The organism is Variovorax sp. 38R, from assembly GCF_014843395.1.
Taxonomy (GTDB): Bacteria; Pseudomonadota; Gammaproteobacteria; order Burkholderiales; family Burkholderiaceae_C; genus Variovorax; species Variovorax paradoxus_H.
In genome coordinates this window covers 3781826-3797636 of sequence record NZ_CP062121.1, presented here as the reverse complement: position 1 = coordinate 3797636, position 15811 = coordinate 3781826, and the positions used below count along the sequence as shown (strand labels likewise).

Annotated in this window: 18 protein-coding genes; 10 read left to right on the top strand and 8 right to left on the bottom strand. The window is 58.5% G+C overall.

Annotated elements, in window-relative coordinates; genetic code table 11:
- The first annotated feature begins 55 nt into the window (after positions 1-55).
- A complete protein-coding gene (locus IG196_RS17505; protein ID WP_192192137.1) occupies positions 56-595 on the top strand; it encodes a hypothetical protein in 540 nt (179 codons plus the stop codon).
- 54 nt (positions 596-649) lie between these two features.
- Positions 650-838 (top strand): hypothetical protein, encoded by a 189-nt coding sequence (locus tag IG196_RS17500; protein ID WP_192192136.1) that lies wholly within the window; start codon positions 650-652, stop codon positions 836-838.
- A 148-nt stretch (positions 839-986) separates the two neighbouring features.
- On the opposite strand, the gene IG196_RS17495 is transcribed toward IG196_RS17500, so the two are convergent.
- Positions 987-1535, bottom strand: coding sequence for a DUF1003 domain-containing protein (locus IG196_RS17495; RefSeq protein ID WP_192192135.1), 549 nt, complete (start codon positions 1533-1535; stop codon positions 987-989).
- 520 nt (positions 1536-2055) lie between these two features.
- Here IG196_RS17495 and IG196_RS17490 point away from each other — a divergent pair.
- Positions 2056-2625, top strand: a complete 570-nt coding sequence (locus tag IG196_RS17490; protein ID WP_192192134.1) for an AAA family ATPase — start codon at positions 2056-2058, stop codon at positions 2623-2625.
- Positions 2626-2672: 47 nt separating this feature from the next.
- Here IG196_RS17490 and IG196_RS17485 read toward each other — a convergent pair whose 3' ends face one another.
- Positions 2673-2990, bottom strand: a complete 318-nt coding sequence (locus IG196_RS17485; RefSeq protein WP_192192133.1) for a hypothetical protein — start codon at positions 2988-2990, stop codon at positions 2673-2675.
- A 497-nt stretch (positions 2991-3487) separates the two neighbouring features.
- On the opposite strand from IG196_RS17485, the gene IG196_RS17480 reads away from it, so the two are divergent.
- Positions 3488-3664 carry a hypothetical protein gene (locus tag IG196_RS17480; protein WP_192192132.1) on the top strand — a complete coding sequence of 59 codons (177 nt, stop codon included), beginning with the start codon at positions 3488-3490 and terminating at the stop codon, positions 3662-3664.
- Positions 3665-5013: 1349 nt separating this feature from the next.
- Here IG196_RS17480 and IG196_RS32235 read toward each other — a convergent pair.
- Positions 5014-5139 (bottom strand): hypothetical protein, encoded by a 126-nt coding sequence (locus IG196_RS32235; protein WP_257015159.1) that lies wholly within the window; start codon positions 5137-5139, stop codon positions 5014-5016.
- On the opposite strand from IG196_RS32235, the gene IG196_RS17475 reads away from it, so the two are divergent.
- The 3 genes from IG196_RS17475 (at position 5132) to IG196_RS17465 (ending at position 8767) form a co-directional block, all read left to right on the top strand.
- Complete coding sequence (locus IG196_RS17475) at positions 5132-5389, top strand: hypothetical protein (RefSeq protein ID WP_192192131.1); 258 nt, start codon at positions 5132-5134, stop codon at positions 5387-5389. The genes IG196_RS32235 and IG196_RS17475 overlap by 8 nt on opposite strands.
- A gap of 172 nt (positions 5390-5561) precedes the next feature.
- Complete coding sequence (locus IG196_RS17470; RefSeq protein WP_192192130.1) at positions 5562-8003, top strand: AAA family ATPase; 2442 nt, start codon at positions 5562-5564, stop codon at positions 8001-8003.
- Positions 8003-8767: an HNH endonuclease gene (locus IG196_RS17465; protein WP_192192129.1), complete on the top strand. Its 765-nt coding sequence runs from the start codon at positions 8003-8005 to the stop codon at positions 8765-8767. The genes IG196_RS17470 and IG196_RS17465 overlap by 1 nt, the downstream gene beginning before the upstream one ends.
- A gap of 45 nt (positions 8768-8812) precedes the next feature.
- Here IG196_RS17465 and IG196_RS32085 read toward each other — a convergent pair whose 3' ends face one another.
- The gene (locus IG196_RS32085; RefSeq protein WP_225617121.1) at positions 8813-9028 is read right to left on the bottom strand and encodes a hypothetical protein; all 216 of its coding nucleotides are present in this window, start codon (positions 9026-9028) and stop codon (positions 8813-8815) included.
- On the opposite strand from IG196_RS32085, the gene IG196_RS32385 reads away from it, so the two are divergent.
- Positions 8960-9286 (top strand): GNAT family N-acetyltransferase, encoded by a 327-nt coding sequence (locus IG196_RS32385; RefSeq protein WP_225617085.1) that lies wholly within the window; start codon positions 8960-8962, stop codon positions 9284-9286. The two genes, IG196_RS32085 and IG196_RS32385, sit on opposite strands and share 69 nt — an antisense overlap.
- A gap of 102 nt (positions 9287-9388) precedes the next feature.
- Here IG196_RS32385 and IG196_RS17455 read toward each other — a convergent pair whose 3' ends face one another.
- The 3 genes from IG196_RS17455 to IG196_RS17445 all read right to left on the bottom strand — a co-directional run bounded on the left by IG196_RS17455 (position 9389) and on the right by IG196_RS17445 (position 12903).
- Positions 9389-10537, bottom strand: a complete 1149-nt coding sequence (locus IG196_RS17455; protein ID WP_192192127.1) for a DUF3800 domain-containing protein — start codon at positions 10535-10537, stop codon at positions 9389-9391.
- A gap of 118 nt (positions 10538-10655) precedes the next feature.
- On the bottom strand, positions 10656-11654 hold the full coding sequence (locus IG196_RS17450; RefSeq protein WP_192192126.1) for a hypothetical protein: 999 nt from the start codon (positions 11652-11654) through the stop codon (positions 10656-10658).
- A gap of 31 nt (positions 11655-11685) precedes the next feature.
- On the bottom strand, positions 11686-12903 hold the full coding sequence (locus IG196_RS17445) for a Shedu immune nuclease family protein (RefSeq protein ID WP_192192125.1): 1218 nt from the start codon (positions 12901-12903) through the stop codon (positions 11686-11688).
- A gap of 65 nt (positions 12904-12968) precedes the next feature.
- Here IG196_RS17445 and IG196_RS17440 point away from each other — a divergent pair, with 65 nt between their 5' ends.
- Positions 12969-13901, top strand: a complete 933-nt coding sequence (locus tag IG196_RS17440) for an IS5 family transposase (RefSeq protein ID WP_192192124.1) — start codon at positions 12969-12971, stop codon at positions 13899-13901.
- 546 nt (positions 13902-14447) lie between these two features.
- Complete coding sequence (locus IG196_RS17435; protein WP_225617120.1) at positions 14448-14672, top strand: hypothetical protein; 225 nt, start codon at positions 14448-14450, stop codon at positions 14670-14672.
- Positions 14673-14991: 319 nt separating this feature from the next.
- Here the strand turns inward: IG196_RS17435 and IG196_RS17430 are convergent, their stop codons facing one another.
- A complete protein-coding gene (locus IG196_RS17430) occupies positions 14992-15726 on the bottom strand; it encodes a HEPN domain-containing protein (RefSeq protein WP_192192123.1) in 735 nt (244 codons plus the stop codon).
- Positions 15727-15811 lie beyond the last annotated feature (85 nt).

The window sequence follows — 15811 nt, the reverse complement described above, 5'->3', positions numbered from 1 at the left end:
AGGATGTTCGGACAGAGGCCGATACACGCCGCATGGGCATCGCTACCATCGCGCCATGCGCCTCATCACTCTCGCCAGCTTTCTCCTGATCGCCTGTGGCACGGCCCAGGCGCAGCAGGTCTACCGATGCGGCAACCAGTACAGCGCTGAGCCGTGTGGAAGCGGCGGAGGCCGCGTGGTCGATGTGTCGCCTCCGGTGCGCAACCTCGATGCGGCGGGTGCGTCCCAGGTGTTTCTCTGCGTCAGCAACAGCGGCGGGCGGTTCTGGTCCCCGAATCACTGCCGCGAGCGGGGCGCACTGGTCGAGCGCATCGAGCCGGTCCCGGCCGGGATGCCGTGGGAGCAGCAGGTGGATATTGCCGACCGGCAAACCAGGCAGGGCTATGCGCTCCAGCAACAGGCCGCGCAACAGCGCGGTGCGACCTCGCCGGGCGTGACGGGTGCCAGTGGCGACGCGTCGCGCTGTGCGCACTTCAACGAGCGGGTGGTGTACTACGACCGCATGGCGAGACAGCCGCAGAGTGGCGCGTCCCAATCCTGGATTGCCGAGCAGCGCAAGGAGGCGCGCGACCAGCAGTTCAGGGCAAGGTGCTGAGGCTCAGGCACCGGCTCGCGCGACGCTGTGAGGCCGTGCAATCGGCCCGCTACGATGCCTCCTGCCTTTCTCTCGGTGTTGCCTTTTCTGGTCTACGGGTTCGTGGCCTGGTTCGTGGCCATGATCGTCTTCCTCGTGCTGGGTTTCGTGTGGATGGAATGGAAGCAGGAGAGCTACTTGCTCGATCTGCAGGCCTCCAGGAGGAAGCTCGAAGCATCGTCACACGCCGTGACAGCGAAGTGAAGGCGTTGAAGGCGCAGGTGGACGTTGACAGGGCTTTTTGCGCGCAGTGACAGTCGGCGAGGGACCGCCTGTTGCACGACGCGGCGGCTCGCCAGACCGGCCCGTCGTACGACTCAACGCGGCGTGGAAGCTGCCCCCGTAGCGCGACTCAGGTCGGGCGTGCCGACAGACCTTCGATCTGCCGGGTCAGGGCGCGCACGGCTTCGGTCAGCGTCAGCAATTCGCGTTCCTTCAGGAGGTCAATCTTCTCGTGCAGCAGTTCGATCTCCAACTCCGCCTTGACATTGATCTCGTAGTCAGTTTCGGCGTGGCGCCGGTCCTGCTCGGACTGCCGGTTCTGGCTCATCATGATTGCCGGCGCGGTGTAGGCCGCCTGGAACGACAGAAGCAGGTTCAAAAGGATGAACGGATACGGGTCCCAAGCGCCGTTCCCGGTCATCGCGTTGCCGGCAATCCACAGCACGATGGCCGTGCTCTGGAAGATGATGAAGCGCCACGACCCCACGGTCGCGGCCACCGTGTCGGCCAGGCGTTGACCGTGGGTCTGTTCGGGTGGCAGGAAATGCGTGGGAACCGTCGGTGATTTGGCCGATTTGTTTTGCCGGTGGGCGCGCCGGTGCATGCGAAGCAACTCCAGCCGAAGCCGATCTTCGGCTGCCAGGGTCGTCGCATTCTGGCTGAGGTGTTTGTCGTTCATATGGGCTCCGATGGTGAAGTCAAGGGCGATGTCGATGGCCCGCGTCCGCCAAACGCCGCAAGCCCGGCTGCATCATGGGGCAGACAGCACATGGATGGTTTGACGACGCTGAGATGCGTTGGACTCGTGCCCACGCCAGCGCATTCCTAGCCGCTGCCGGGTGCGCCGGCGCGCGGATGAGGCGAGGTACTGCCTCGGGGCTGGAATGAGTTCGAAGGCGTCGACGGGAGGCCGCCGTCGTTGCCAATGACCGCGAGCAGGCCGCAACTGACCCCGCTGCCTGCATCCGCATTTCGGATCGATCCGCAGTTCTCGCAGGCATGGCTGCGCGAGGTCGAGAGTTACTTGAACGAGGTCGACTCGTTGTTGAGGGGCGAGACGCCGAAGTAGGCGTGCTGCAGGGAATCGTCAGGAACGATAGGAGCGTTTTGCTTGAATGACTGCTTCGGACGAAGGCCACTGTCGCCCTCGGGCTCCGTCATTGATTCCATGCTAAGTGTTGCGGTGCTAAAACACTGCCATGACCCAGGCAAACGAGATCCTCATCCTCACCGGTACTCCTGGTGCGGGGAAAACGACTACAGCCAAAGCTTTGGCAGCGATGCCAGGCCCACCCAAAGTGCATCTTCACTCGGATGACTTTTGGCACTTCATTAAGCAGGGAGCCATCCCTCCGTTTCTGGAGTCGGCGCACCGGCAGAACGACATCGTAGTCAACGTGCTGGCTCAAGCTGCGGACGGTTACGCGAAGGGTGGTTACTTTGTGGTCGTGGATGGCGTGATCGGCCCATGGTTTTTGCACGCCTTCAGACGACTCTCGTCGCGCATTCACTATGTAGTGTTGCAAATCGATGTCGAAAGCGCAGTTGCTCGCTGCCAGGCCCGCGGTGGCGACACTCTGACCGATCCAAAGGTAATTGCGTCGCTTCACAACCAGTTCTCGTTGCTTGATAAGTTGAGCAACCATGAACTAGACATACGGGGCTACTCGCCGGAATGCACATTGGGCGCGGTTGTCGCCGCGATTGGAAGCGGAGCGTACCTCTTGCGCGATGAAATGGGCGGTGCCCATGCCATCCCGGCCGGGTGAAGCCGTTTGTCGGTTTTGCGAATGCTCACGAGACGACTTGGTTGGCCCTATCGGCGCTTGATTGCGCGTACACGTCGCATTCGAGGACGGCCCGCATATCTTGAGGTGATGCCTCGTGAACGAGCATCGCTTTCACCTCGCGCCCGCGCGCGCGCGTGGATGATCTCGACAGGCCCGATGCCGCGGTAGACCACCTCGTTGGCCTTCAGGAAGGTCACGGTCCAGCGCTCGGCGCCCATGCCCGGCGTGATCTTGTAGTCGCCGAGGGCGTGCGGAAGAGGGTGGTCCTGGGCGACGTCGCGGCCCAGCCAGGTCGGCATGCGCAGGATCGTGGTGGATGCGGGAAAAAAGTCGGTCTGGCTCATCGGGTTCATTGTCGCCTTGAGGCGGCGGCGTCCGATTGCGACAGGGGCCTGCACGTGCTACGTTGAAAACGCTTGTTGCTCGCGCCAATCATCCATCCTGGTGCCCCGCCTGTGCTGAGTATTGCGAGGTGGCCCATGGATGGCGAAGTTTTCACGTACGACGGAAAGTCAGGCGCGTGGGTTTGCGCGATATCCCGAACCCACCTTGATGGAGGCGCGTTCTATGCGGTAGCCGACATCACTTATCGAGGGGAGTGGCGTTGCAAAATCGCGCTGCCCCTCACCCGATCCACAGACAGCGACGGTCTCGAGTTTGTGCGGAGGCAGTGCATCAAGTGGATCAAAAAGGCGGAGGCTCGTCTTGAGGTCGGAAACTTGTCGTTGGCCGGGGAGAAATCTCCATGTTGCTAGCTCGTCCCAGCGGCACCGATCGAGTGCAGCTTCTCGCTGCACAACTTGGCTGTAGCGTCGGCGAGTTCTCTGCAGCCTTTGGCCGCATGAAGCCCGCTTTGCTGGGTAGTGTGTCAGGGCATTCTTCGGTTCTGACCGAATTCGGAGGCCGTTTTGAACAAGGGGAGCGGGTCTTCCTTTTGGCCAACTGGCCGACCCTGGAAGCCGCGCTTCAGCATATCGTCGACGAGCGCAAAAGGGATCGGGCACCTATCTTGTCCTGACGCTGAACCGAGGTCTGGTCAATCACCCAAGTGCTCGGGCACGTCGCCCAGCCCGTGTCGTTGGTGCACTTCGCATTTATGTCTGTGGGCCGTAGACCCACGCCGATGAAAAAGCCCGCACGAGGCGGGCAAGGGAGCCCAAGGAGAGGTTTAAAAGGGAGGGGCTTTGAGCGAACTCTAAGGGCTTAATCGTTTGACAGAAGTAATGCAAATTACTAATGTTCAGCGATGCGCGAAGCCACCGACTTTTCCCTTCGGCCGCAATGGGTGCTGTGATGAACCGCATGGATGTGGCGCTGCGTCTCTCGGAGCTTACGGACTTGGATTTGGCCAAGTTGCCGGACGATGCAATCTCGCACGTCGTGCAGATGATCGATGGGCTGAACCCGAGCAGTAGTTGCTATGAGGCCAACGTGGAAACTCTTCTGAGCTTGGGCGCTGCAATTTGGACGTCAGAACCCTAGTCCCCGGAGGGGATCGAAAAACCGGCCAGATCCCAATGGAATAGAGACTTTTTCATTTTCGGTGACGCGAGATACCGGCAAAAGTACCTGCAAACTGTAGAGCATGCAGTTTTATAGCAAGCTTGCAACGACTTCTCTGTTCGAATCCCTCCCTCTCAAGGTTTGTGGCACGGCCGAATTGAACCCCCGAGCCCACAAGTACGCCTGCAAAGTCTTACTCGGTTACCCGGGGACGGACGTGCCAGAAATACCAACCAGGCTCACCTTTGAGGTCCGTGAGGTAACGGTAGCAAGCGAGAGATTGTGTTACCTGAGTCTTGTGTGGGGAGAGGCCGGCTCGAGGCTGTCAGGCGACACGACAAACTGCCCCCCCGCATTGACTCATCCGAACTGCTACCGGATGAGGTGACCCCCTGCCTCACGTAACGTGCTACCTGCTGGATGGTCCGGCCGGAGCACACCAACGTGACGAGGCAAGTGAGCATGTCAACACGCAGGGAGTTGGTCGAGGCCGTCGGTGCTCGGTACCGGTTGGGTTCCAGGAGTGAGCGTAGCTCGATCCTGGACGAGTTCGTGGCGATCACCGGCTATCACCGCAAGCACTGCATTCGCTTGCTCTCCAATCCCCCGGCGCCGCCGAACGAGCGCCGTTCAGGCATCCGATGTGGGCCTGCCGTGCGTGAGGCTCTGGGAGCGCTCTGGGTGGTCTCCGATCGCGTCTGCTCCAAGCGTATGAAGGTCATTGGGTATTCCGGAGCATCGTGACCGCCCATTCCGGCTTATCGTGACCGAGCATTCCGCACGAACGTGACCGGTGATTCCGGGCTCAACGTGACCGATTTCTGGCTGGTCCGGAATCACCGGTCACGATGGCGGAATCACCGGTCACGGCAGCGGAACGCTGGCGTACGTCAGCGTGTTGGTGTTGCGCATTTCATCCACCCCATGCGGGTAGCCTGCCCGGCTTTTGCCGGAGACAGGCTTGCCCGCACCAAGGATCAACATGCGCAAGATCAAAGACGTCCTTCGTCTCAAACTCGAAGCCCGCCTCTCTCATGAACGGATCGCGGCTTCACTCGGCATCTCCAAGGGCGTCGTGGCCAAGTACGTCGGCCTTGCCAGCGTCGCGGGCCTGGACTGGCCCACCATTCAAACGCTCAGCGACACAGCACTGGAGCGTCGCGTCGTGCAAGGTCGGCTGGACCGCCCCTCGCATCGCACTACGTGCTGCCCGACTACGGCCGCGTGCACCAGGAGCTGAGGCGCAAGGGCATGACCCTCATGCTGCTGAGGGAGGCGTCGCCGATTGTCTTCGTCGGACAAAACGTCATCTATGCTGTCCCAGACCGAACCCTCAAGGACGACTGACTTCCCGCCGCTCTTTCGCGTCAACAGCTATGCTTCCAAAAAACAAGCTGAGGAGGTGATTGAAGATGGAAGAGCTTGAGCTCGACGCAAGCGCGTTTTGGAGATATTTCGACGGCGAATGCCGTGCTGCCTACCGCGGCAACGGAACTTCGGCATACGAGCGGACGACGCTCCTGATGTTTTTTCTATGGGCGGACAAGTCCATCACCATCCCGGCGCCCCGGCCTAGTCTTGAACCTCTCAGCCGCAAGGATCAAGATTGGTGGGCGCGCGCAGTTGGCAGTCTCAACGACCGGTTGGGCCTCGCGCGAGGGCAGCGTCTCAACGAGGATGCAGTTGCACCTGAGTTCCTAGTCCGCACGCTCGACTTCCTGTCGAGATTGGACGAAGTCCCTCCTCGCACCGCTGCCTACTTTTTCGACTACCGGTTCATGCGTCTTGCAGAGCGAGAAACCGGAACCCATCGTCTGGTCTCGCACTTCTCCGCATCGCTCGCCAACACGCTCAACAACCCGAACAACCCCTTCGTTGATGTCTTTTGCGAAACGGGTGATCTGTTCGCGACAAGTGGGAACGAACGATGGCGGCGTCGGCATTCACATGTCCCGTACAGCTATCTCTTCCAGATTGGATCTTTCGACCTTGAGGTGAGGCTGAGGCTCGCCCTGCACGAAAGAGATCCTCGTGCCTTCGAGGAGCTGAGCGCCCGGGAAGACTCTAGGTCTGCTGCCTTGTTTCGAATCGACCCTCCCGCCCGCAGAGTGATACCGTCGCTCGTTGACGACGGCGTCTTCCCGGGCATGAAAAATCCGTCGGAAATGCTTGAACCTCTCCGGAGGCGGTTCGGTGCACAGCTGATCCTGATGGTCATCTCCGGAAGCGAGCGGACAACGACTCGCCATTCTCTGATCGAGGTTCGCAGGCGCCTGCTGGATGAGGGGCAGCTCGCAGCGGTCGTTGACTTCCCTCGAACGCCCGGGACACGCGTGGAGAAGACTGCATGGCTGATCCGCCCACGCCCGATGGAGTCTGGAAATGAGGTCCTGATGATCAACACCGCCGCGGTGGGGATCCCAGCCAGCCATCAGGAGTACGGATCGCTGGCCGAGTTGTCCGGTCGGATCGTCAGGCTCTTCCTTGGTGCCGGAATTTCCTCCCGATGGGCGACTTCAAGTCGCGAGGACTCTGCGGCCCACTATCGGTACCTGTTCGATCGAGAGTTCACCAATGGATATCGGAACGTTGAGGGCCTTTGCCGGGTCGTCTCGGCTGACGAGATCCGGCGGCACGACTACGCGCTCCAGGCCCTGCAATACGTCCTTCCCGCGGCACGCAGCGCGTGGCTTTCTGGTATCGATGGCTCCCCCCTGCTGAACCTGCTGAACCTGCTGCATCCTGGCACCGGTGGTGGTCGAACGATCTACCTCATCGGTAACAACGGCGAGGGAAAGAGCTTGCTCCTGAGGGAGATCGCGCAAGCTTCAAGTGAGCTTCAACGCAAGACGATCGGAATCTCGTGCAGCACTTCGGATCGATTCCCGCTGAAGTCAGAGGCGACACCTGGTTTCGAGAACTTTATTTATGATGGTGCCCGCACGGCAGAACAGGCGGCAAACCTCAAGCGACTTGCTACCGACGTTTGCCGAAAATTCCTTAAGATTCATTGCTCCACAGAGCGTCTGCGGGTCTTCGAGGAGGTTCTTCGACTTATCGAGTTCGATGCTCGCCGCTATTTGATGCCATTGAAGGCAGGCGGCGCCGGCATCCACGCTCAACGCGACTGGGTCATGGACCACACGATCGAGGTTGGCAGCGACGCGTTGCTCAATCAGAAGCAGACCGAAAACGTCAGCGCATCCGCCATGCAGATAGCCCTCATGCGGTCCGAATCCCAAGGTGGCATCACACCGTTTCGCGATCTCAGTTCAGGCGAGCAGCAGATCGTCAGCCTGGTGGTGAAGATCATTGCCCAAGCCGAACGACAATGCTTGCTCCTGGTCGACGAGCCCGAGATCAGTCTGCACGTTAGCTGGCAACGAGTCCTGCCGCGAGTCCTGTCGGTGATCTCCCGATACTTCTCATGCGACATCCTCGTCGCCACACATTCACCTCTACTAATTTCCAGCGTCTCGGACGATTCGAGTGTTTGCCTCTCCGCCAGCAAGCAGCGACTCACCCTGATCGAACCGCGCGACCGACGGTCTGTGGAAAGCGTCCTTTTCAAGGGTTTCCGCACTCATACTGCCAACAACAGGTTGATCCATGAGCGCTGTGCGGCAATCGTTGCCGACGCCATTGGAATCATGAACAAGGAGCTTCCGGACAAGACACAGCTGCAACCGCTGCTGAATGAACTTGGCGAGATGCGCCGCAGGGTCAGTGACGCCTCGGAGCAGTTGGACAGGTTTGGTATCGAGCGAAGCCTAGAGGTGATCAAGGCAGCCCGCGAGGCGATACAGCAACTCACAAGCGTCCGACCGGAGTCCAGCTTCGAGAAGGAAAATTGATGACGCTGCCTGGGGGCCGCGTCAAGCTGGACGAAGAAGAGGCATACCTGGCCGTATGCCACAAAACCAAAAGGGATCGACCTGATGTGAGGGCGATCCTTGAGGATGAGAAGTTTTTTGATGCTGCTGCGCGTCCTAGCACAGTCAATGAATGGGGCGCGCTGCGGGACACCATCTGGCTTGGCACGCACACGGAGATCACCGGCGCTTCGATCATGTCGGCCCTTCGGGCTCATTTGTCTAGCATCCAAAATGACGTTTGCTGCTATTGCGGTCAAGCCCTGCTGCTTGGAGGCTATTCCCGCCAGCTGGACCATGTCCTTCCGGCTTCGGTGTACGGCCGTTTCTCCTTCCACTTCTGGAACCTTGCGGTGGCGTGCGAGCGATGCAACCGCATCAAGAAGGCCAAAGGCTACCAACCGATTTCACTCACGGCGCAGGACTATCCCGAGCACGGCGAATTTGCGGACTTTTTTCATCCGCGCTTTCATCGGTACACCGATCACATCCGATTCGGGCTCACTGCAACGCAGAACTATAGCTACATCGTCTATGTCGGCTTATCAAAGCAAGGGAAGCAGTTGGTGAACGACGTGCTCAAGGCCGCGGCGCTGGAGATGACCCGAGAGTCAAACGACCCGGTGGTCAAGGCCGCGGCTGCAAAGATTCGGATGGCGGCGAGAACTCAAGGGCCCAAGGCTCAAGCTGCCATGCTTCGATTCGAGGACGCTATTCGCGAGGCGATCGAAGCAGGAGCCGCCTGACATTGAATGAATTTACTTGGCCCGGTCTGCTGCATCCGACGCATCTCAAGCCTCCGCCGGACTGCTGTTGAGGCCATCGATTACCTCGCCGGGCCACAGTAGAAAACTCACATGAATATAAGCAAGATCGACGGCCCAAACGACGTCAAGAACAATGTTCTTCGTGATCGAGCCGTGCGGAATCGCGGTGGCATGCAGGATTTTCTCGCCATGGTCGATGAAGCAGAGTGTGGCTTCCTCGCGTTTGGTGACTGGAGCCACTATTCGCTAGGATTCGTCCACGAAATATTCGTTTTGCCCGAATTTCGAGGTCTGGGCTTGGGGGGCTCGCTACTTTCGTTTGCAGAACAGCTTGCAGTTCGACTCGGTTGCACGTGCGTCCGGTTGGAGGTCCGCTCTCTTGATCGTGAAAAGGTGAGTGACGAGTTCCTCACTTCTTGGTATCTACGGAACGGCTACGTCCCGAGATCTGATAAAAAAGGGCAAATGGAGAAGTGCTTCGTACGGACGGAGACTTAGTCGGAAGAAGGAGACCGGCCTGAATAGGCGGCAGAAGCTAGCGACGACCCGAGGTCCTATATCACTTCACTAGCCCCATTCAATCCTCTTTCAGGCTCTGATTCAGTAGCGGTTTTCGTCTGGATATTCCTCATCATCGACAAACCAAGCGTTCTTCAAGCCACTGTCCAGAGGTGCGAGATTAAGTAAGAAGGCCGGGCACTCTTCATTCGACTTGTCGATCAGTTCCGCCAGGAGGTTGAGGTTTGAAAGTTGTTTTGCGCTGAAGCCTGCCTTCACTACTTCCAGTTGATCGATGGTGTTCTTTTCCAGGAAGCTAAAGTGCTTTCCGAGCAATCCGCATAAAACGTCCGATACTTCAATGCCTGGCTCGAGCTTCGAATTGGCAAAGCGAAACGTCAACTCGCGAGATCCATCCATGAGCTGAAACCGTCGAAGCTCCCGCTCAATATGAGGTTCCTCGTCGAACACGTGCTGTGCATTTTTGAACGTGGCGAGGCGGCTGAGAAACACGCCGTGGAAGCTACCGATCAGAGTGTCCGGTTCGTTATCTACTAGGAATACAAGCTTGGTTTCTTTTGCGGCATCTGCCAGCATGTCAAAGAAGGTCATGGCGAAGAGATTTCTAAATCCCTGCACCTTGCTGAAAAGGTAGCCACGAACTACCCTCACAAACTCCTCCGTTCGCTCATGCGCTACGTTCGGATAGTCGAACGTCCTCATAAGCTTGAAGTAGCTCAGGGGATCTTGCCTGACGATGGAATGAAGCTCGTTCTTGAGTTCAATGTGGTAGGGCGCCAGTTCTCCAAAGGACTTTTCGGCGAGGATCGAATCCACCAGATCCACGATCGACATGTTCAGGACACTGAAATTGCAAAAATGGATGTACAGCGGACTCTCAAGCAGCCATTCTAGAAATATGCTCAAACGGGGGGACGAGAGCACCTTCTCATAGGTTCCCCACGCCACATGCTTCAATTTCATCTCGGGAGCATTTGGCTGAATTCTGAGTTCGTGCTTGAGTTGTGCAATGTCTCTGAGCACCGTTCCAGGCTTCATTGCAACGCCGCCAAGGACAAAACAATCCAAGGCATCTTGATTGAGCCCGGTCTCCGTCAGCGCCAGCTTGCGGATGTTGTTCGTCTCGTCGTAGAACAGCGAATAGGAATTCTCCGCAGTCGGGTAGAACCGGAGTCGTGGGTCTCTAAATTTTGAGACATCTATGACGTTTCTCTTCTCCTCAGTACTCATACTGTCCTTTTCTTCGCCAAGTAGGGTTAGAGCCAGTTCTTGTGCCGAACGAATCTTGGCAGTTTGAAAGTCGTGCAGGCAGAGGGTCGAGGCGTCGCAGAAATACTATTCGGAGCCGTCAACTAGAGGTCCACGTCGGCGGCGTCGGCCACCATTCGCAGTGCTCAACGGCCTTCATGCAATCGGACAGCGCCTGGTTGAAGTAGCTCCGTGCAAACAGCCTTAGGCCAGGGGCCAAGGGAGGAGGGTGCCGAATTACGGTCTGACAGGTCGCTGCATAGTCTTCGCACGCTCGCAATGTCTCGAGGATCAGATGACCAATTGCCGGCCGCAGAGAGCAGAGCTCGTTAGGAAGCATATGCTCTTCCGTCCACACCCCGAAGCCTCCAAACGGGGCCATGCTGCGCGGTATCGCGAAGCCCTTCTCAGTTACGAAGATTAGGTCGAGTGTCACGCCACCGTGCATGAAGCGGTCGCGCGACGCGCGGAGCATCTGAAAGAACGGGGCGCGGCGTGCATAGAACGCGGCGAGTGGCTCGGGCACGCGGAACTTCGATTGAATTTCTTCGATACTTCGCGGCCGAAGCCCGTCCAGACACATCTTGGCGAAGCTCGGCGGCAGATGGCGTTTCGAGATCGACTCGTCGAAAAGCCTCACGTTGTCCCACTGCGCGGCGATGACCTCCTGCAGCAGATCGAAAATGCTCCGACATAGCGAGAAGAGGTACTCCAGTTCGGTGATCACTAATCGGCGTGCGGTTGTGCCCAGAGCGGGCGAGTGCTCTGCGAGCAGGTCGAACTTCCGGACTGTGGCGCCCAGATTAAAGAAGTCATCCATCAGACCCTGGCAGGGTTTCACTACACCGTGCCAGGCGCATCGTTGTGCGATGAAGTCGAGAAACTCCAGAAACGCATCACTCTCCTGCTCAGGGGCATCTCCGAAGTAGTAGCCTTCCGCCGGCCACCCCTTCATTTTGACGAGCCCTTCGCCCACCGGGACCCACATATGCCATTCGCCGCAAACGAAGAAGGTCAATGACGACAACGTGCGACCTTGCAGGTTCGCCGTATCGATGAATGGAATCTGCTGAAGCTCGGAGATCGGAACGGAGGCCATGGTATGAGGGTTCGTAGTGCGCCACACCGACTCAGCGGTCAGCCTTGAGTTGCATCAGCACTCGCTCCAGCCGGCGCAACAAGTCGTCGTAGGTAATCACATCAGTGAGTTTCTTATGCTGACGCCTGTACATCTCGAAATCCCCTTTCTGCTCTGTTGTGAGGTCGTCATCGCGGCCCATGATGATGAGTCCGCAGGGGTTAACAATGCGCAGCTTAAAGTCGGGCGGCAGCTGGGCCCAGTAGCGTTTCGTTAGTGCATCTTCGCCCGAAGTTCCCCAGCGCTCTAGGTGGAAAAGGTACTTCTCAACCTGCATGACGGTGCCGACGAGCTCACGGTGAGGAACATGGTTGTCCCGGTACTTAGCGGATGTGACGATACGCGCTTTGAACGGCTTCTTAATCTCGATGACATCGGCATTGCCGTTGACATCGACCAGCATGAAATCGAGTTGCCGGTGCCCACCGGTGAGACTGTCCTTGATCGTGACCGACGGAAAGACTGCGATGTACTTTGGGTTGAGTAGTCGGACGATATCCAGGATCTGAGCCTGCCACTGCCGCTCCGGTATCCCGACATTGTTTTTGAGCATCGCAAGCAAGTTGGCGTGCAAGAACTCGTATTTCGAGATCTCCAACTTGCGGAACGGCTGGGCCAGGTTCTTTGGCTTGACCGTTACCCGCTTGCCCACGTACTTTTCAAGCCTTGCTCCTGCGTCGACCACGGCATCTGTGATCTCGCGAAAGACGACAGCCAAGCGTGACTGCACGTATAGCCGCATCTCGTGAGGCGACGGAAACTGAGCGATCAGCTTCTCGTACTCGGTGACGGGAATAGCGTCACCCAGATCACCTCCGATCACGATGCGGGTGGGTCTGAGTTCGGCCAGCCGCCGCATCACGGAGGTCCGTTCCTCGGCGGTGAACCACTTCCACGTCGGCATGGAGTTGCGCGCAACCATGACCGGCACGTCGACGTTCAGGACCGCAGGGTCGAAGACGAAGTAGTTGCCCTTGGCCTTGGCGACCACGAAGCGCATCTCTCCATCGTCGTCCCTCCAGTCGTTCGGGTCACGCTTGACCCGGCCTTTGAGCAAGTGGGCCTTGCTCAGTTGATAGGTGCCCTTGAGGGTCACCGATTTGCCTTCGTCGAGGTCCCGGCGCAATTGCTCGATATTCCTGATTTCCGGTCGATACACCAGGTGGAGCTTGTTGCCTTGGGCGATGAATTCGACAGCGGGTTTAGCCATGGGATGGCGTTGTTGCATAACCCTGCCGGAGTGGCCTCCGATCGTGGTTAGGCTAGGCTAGACAGATGAGCAAGCCACCGCGGGCGAAGTACCGCACGACGAACTGGAGTGAGTACAACGCGGCGCTCAAGCGCAGGGGATCATTGATGGTTTGGCTCGATGCCGACCTTCAATGGCAGGCTCCTGCCAGTGGTCGCTCAGGCCGGCCCGCTGTGTTCAGCGATGCTGCGATCCAGTTCTGCCTGACCTTGAAGTGCATGTTTGGGCTGGGCCTGCGCCAGGCGACGGGCCTGGCCGAGAGCCTGATCAAGTTGGCCCACTTGGACTGGGCCGTGCCCGACTACAGCACCTTGTCGCGGCGTCAGAAGACATTGAGTGTGGCCATTGCCACGCGCCGCAGCAGCGCGGGCCTACACCTGCTGATCGACAGCACCGGCGTGAAGATGCTGGGCGAAGGCGAATGGAAGACGAAGAAGCACGGTGCCGACTACCGCCGGCAGTGGCGCAAGGTGCACCTGGGCATTGATGCACAGACGCTGGAGATCCGCGCCATCGAGATCACGGACAACGCCATTGGCGATGCGCCGATGCTGCCGGAGTTGCTGGCGCAGATTCCTGCGGACGAACAACTGCATTCGGTGAGCGCCGATGGTGCCTATGACACCAAAGCGTGCCACGAGGCAATCGCCAGTCGGCAGGCTGCGGCGATCATCCCCACACGCAAGAACGCCAAGCCTTGGGCGGATGGCAAAGCTGGGGCGCAGGCAAGAAACGAAATCCTGAGGGCGACACGCAAGCTTGGTCGTTCAATCTGGAAGAAGTGGAGCGGCTATCACCGCCGCAGCCTGGTGGAGACCAAGATGGGGTGCTTCAAGAGACTGGGCGAGCGCGTGATGGCACGGGACTTCCAGAGGCAGGTGACCGAGCTACAGGTACGGGCATCGATCCTCAACAGGTTCACCAGTCTGGGAACGCCTGAGACTGTGCGCGTGGCATAGCTGCGTCTTGGGTAAGGGGAGGCTCGCCCTGAATTCGGGTTATGCAACAGCGCCGCGCAGGTCTGTGACGCGTGTCACACAAACTGCGGGATTTCCTTATCAGCACTTGAGAAGCGCGAACATGTTCGATCATGGGTACGCACCTGTGCAAGAGCCGGCAACAAAGCTAGGCAACTCGGAGATTCGCTATCGCGTGAGATCGGCAATTTTCACGGGTTGGGGAAGCTGCGTCAGCTTGACTTTATTCCAGAGTTCTGGGCGGCCCACGACGGCATCTTCGCGCCCTCTATTGCCGGAACAAGTTGTTTTCGTCCGTTTGAATTTCTACCTCATTTTTGAGATGGAATGCGCAGCGTACGCGTCATGGCAGCCGCATCGCGACGACTAATGCAGAAGCGTATGAGGGTGCTTGTTTGTGAACTTCAGTTGATGATGAGGGGCGGCGTCAACATCTGGCCGCCCCCAAACCTCCGACGGGGGCGCTGAACCTGCAGCTCGAAATCGATCCAGAACTACTCGCGCCAGTCGTTCCAAGTCGCCTTGGGAATGAACCTTTCCGGTTTGCCGCGTAAGCAATGGAATGGAGGCCTTCCACCGTCACTGCCCAGTGACGAAGGGGCGTCCAAGCTGATCTGGCTGGCGCTGCGCAACATCACGGCCGATTGGGGGCGAGCAGCCAAGGACTGGAAGGAGGCGATGAACCAGTTCGCGATTCTCTACGAAGATCGCTTCGCGCAGCCGGCCCAAGGCGCCCACAGGGCAGGAGGTTGAATCAGGAACATGGCTCAACTGGCGCACCTCCGGTGGCCAGGCAGGTACCGCAGAAATCAGGTGAGCGTGCGGTGATCTCGTCTTGACTGCAGTCGCGGATCAGGCTGCTACGAGCGTCCAGTCCGACCATCTTGAAGGCCGGCTCGGAGCATAGGAGCCTCGAGTCCACTTCAAACTTGGTGGACACCATAGTCATGGACACAAGGCAGCAACTCAGGACGAGACCACCGCGCGCTTACGAAATCAGTCGAGAGCAAATCAATCAATCTCCTCGAACACAAAAATTCAGACACTCCCGTGGGCGGCTTTGACCGAAGTCTCATGCAGCGGCGGATGGCGTAGGCTCCGACCCTTTCGGGTCGCCGAACGCCAGATGAAGCCCATGCCTGTTCCCCTCGGTAAAGGGAAGACAAGCCGGCCTGAGGAACCCGGGCGTCTTGGGCAGCCCCGAGGCCTCGTAGGTGATCTGCAGGACGTCCAAGTGCGCATGATTGCGCACCTCGAAGACGAATTGCGGTTCGCTGTAGATAAAGTCGAATTTTTCGACGCCGAGGAGCACGTGGTTATTCGTCACGAGGCGCTCGTCACCACTCACGCGGTGGCGATCAAAGTCCGTCTGGGTGTCTTCCCCGTCTAGCCGATGGCGCACTCCTTTCTGGATGGTGGCTACGCTGGTGTCGAGTTCTGCGAGGAATTCCCTGGATGCGATCACGATGTTGTAGCCCTTCGGCAGGTCGTCCGTGTAACGCAGCGAGTAGCTCTTCTGGCACAGCCTCACGAAATCCCTGTCGAGCTGGGCCACGAGTGCCGGATACAGATGGCTCACGGAGTTCCAGTGCGCGGTCTGCAGGTGGCCGTGGATGCGTTGCCCCCTTGTGACGAGAATAGCCTTGAAGTACTTCTCAAGTGCCGTGCTTGCCATCATGGCGCCCTGATGTGGCATGCGCGCGTTAAGGAGGATGCGAGCAGCGAGGTAGTCAGTAAAGGCATCATTTAGGAACATGGCTGCCGATTTGGCTTCGACGGCCGATTGAAGGCGGATTTTCTTGGGCACAGTGCAAAAAACCTGATAGATCGAGTTGAATTTTCGTCCTGCGCCGAAGGGGCTCTAGAGGAGTGTGTTGTCCCGTGCAGTTACC

Bases quoted from the DNA above. Each gene is read 5' to 3' on its own strand.
- IG196_RS17505 (WP_192192137.1), top strand. From the start codon at position 56: ATGCGCCTCATCACTCTCGCCAGCTTTCTCCTGATCGCCTGTGGCACG.
- IG196_RS17475 (WP_192192131.1), top strand. From the start codon at position 5,132: ATGCGCAAGATCAAAGACGTCCTTCGTCTCAAACTCGAAGCCCGCCTC.
- IG196_RS17445 (WP_192192125.1), bottom strand. From the start codon at position 12,903: ATGGCTAAACCCGCTGTCGAATTCATCGCCCAAGGCAACAAGCTCCAC.
- IG196_RS17450 (WP_192192126.1), bottom strand. From the start codon at position 11,654: ATGGCCTCCGTTCCGATCTCCGAGCTTCAGCAGATTCCATTCATCGAT.
- IG196_RS17480 (WP_192192132.1), top strand. From the start codon at position 3,488: ATGAAGCCCGCTTTGCTGGGTAGTGTGTCAGGGCATTCTTCGGTTCTG.
- IG196_RS17440 (WP_192192124.1), top strand. From the start codon at position 12,969: ATGAGCAAGCCACCGCGGGCGAAGTACCGCACGACGAACTGGAGTGAG.
- IG196_RS17435 (WP_225617120.1), top strand. From the start codon at position 14,448: ATGAACCTTTCCGGTTTGCCGCGTAAGCAATGGAATGGAGGCCTTCCA.
- IG196_RS17490 (WP_192192134.1), top strand. From the start codon at position 2,056: ATGACCCAGGCAAACGAGATCCTCATCCTCACCGGTACTCCTGGTGCG.
- IG196_RS32385 (WP_225617085.1), top strand. From the start codon at position 8,960: ATGCAGGATTTTCTCGCCATGGTCGATGAAGCAGAGTGTGGCTTCCTC.
- IG196_RS17470 (WP_192192130.1), top strand. From the start codon at position 5,562: ATGGAAGAGCTTGAGCTCGACGCAAGCGCGTTTTGGAGATATTTCGAC.
- IG196_RS17485 (WP_192192133.1), bottom strand. From the start codon at position 2,990: ATGAGCCAGACCGACTTTTTTCCCGCATCCACCACGATCCTGCGCATG.
- IG196_RS17495 (WP_192192135.1), bottom strand. From the start codon at position 1,535: ATGAACGACAAACACCTCAGCCAGAATGCGACGACCCTGGCAGCCGAA.
- IG196_RS17500 (WP_192192136.1), top strand. From the start codon at position 650: ATGCCTCCTGCCTTTCTCTCGGTGTTGCCTTTTCTGGTCTACGGGTTC.
- IG196_RS17465 (WP_192192129.1), top strand. From the start codon at position 8,003: ATGACGCTGCCTGGGGGCCGCGTCAAGCTGGACGAAGAAGAGGCATAC.
- IG196_RS17455 (WP_192192127.1), bottom strand. From the start codon at position 10,537: ATGAGTACTGAGGAGAAGAGAAACGTCATAGATGTCTCAAAATTTAGA.